Below are 1,339 nucleotides of genomic sequence, written 5' to 3' on the forward strand. Positions count from 1 at the left end.
GTCTCATTGTCAGTGTTTTAATTTTTTATTATTGTATTTTTTTAAAAACAGGTTATAAAATAAATGATAGTTGTTCTGATTCAGCCTTGTCAATTATCCAATCTTTTTCTGGATTTTCTAGAAATTTCATCAAATTGATGTAATTGAAAAGATGAATTTTACAAAAGCTAACCAAATTTGAAAATGCCCAACTACGCTTTAATCTCTTTTTAACCACTGTTAATAGCAAGTTTACGATCAAAACACAATAAATCTGTATTTTAATGGCATTTTCATTATCACCCAAGAAATATTTCAAGGGAAAATTTTGTTTTAGTTGTTTAAATAACAACTCTATTTGCCATCTTGTTTTGTATAAAGCTGCGATTAAATCAGCACGCAAATCAAATAAATTAGTTAGGAACTCAAATTCTCGTTTATTTACCCGATCATAAAACGTGACTTTTCTCAACCTTAATTTTGATGTTTCTTTTCCTTTTTTTACATCAATTTCAATAATTTCATCTTCTAAAACACCATTGTGAATTCGTTCTCCAATGTCTAGTTTTTCGATTCTTATATACGATGCATTGTCTTTTATTCGAGTTACAAATCCTGTTTTTTGAGTTGCAAAGTGCTCAAAAGCCTTATAATCATTATAACCTTTATCAAAAACATAAATAGTGTTTTCATCGCATTTTAATTTTTCTAAAAAATTATGATCATGTGCTTTGGCTTCGCTAAACCAAACCAAGCTCGGTACCATTTCATCAGCATTGACAACCGTATGCAATTTAATTCCTCCTTTTCTTTTTCCACTTTTTGGATTTCTACCTACACAACCCATAATCTCTTTGAATAGGCTAATTGTTGTACTATCAAAAATTTTAACCTGTTTATTTATGACATCCTTAATGCGGCTGTCCGATAAAAAACCACCATATTGCCTTAGTAATTGATGATAAATATTTTCAAAAACTAAAACGTCTCTTTTCTTATTTGCATCAGATAAAGTACTCCTTTTAGGGATATGATTTAACTGAAAACTACTTGTTTTACCTGATAATCCGAGCATTGCCCCAGATATTTCTCTAAGTGATGTACACTTTGAGAACGAACAAAAGAGCATACTTATTAAATGATCTTTTGTGGTAAATCGCTTTGTGTAGCGATCTGATTCACATTTTTTGACTTCTTTTTTTATAATCGAATCATCAATTAAAGAAATCAGCTGTCCGAAAACAGATTTACTAGAAAAATAATTACTTTTACTCATCGTATTTTGTATGTCGAAACACAAATTTACGATTCATTTAAAGAAGCCATCTTTTTGGCTTCTTTTTTTATCGGACAACAATGA

1 protein-coding gene is annotated in these 1,339 nt (G+C 29.4%); it reads right to left on the bottom strand.

Features of this window, described 5'->3' with window-relative positions; translation table 11 throughout:
• Positions 1–52: 52 nt before the first annotated feature.
• Entirely contained in the window at positions 53–1,255 is a 1,203-nt protein-coding gene (locus tag KHA90_RS25070; protein WP_213308266.1) for an IS4 family transposase, read from the bottom strand.
• Positions 1,256–1,339: the final 84 nt, after the last annotated feature.

This window comes from Flavobacterium psychroterrae, from assembly GCF_018380615.1.
In the GTDB taxonomy this organism is placed as follows: domain Bacteria; phylum Bacteroidota; class Bacteroidia; order Flavobacteriales; family Flavobacteriaceae; genus Flavobacterium; species Flavobacterium psychroterrae.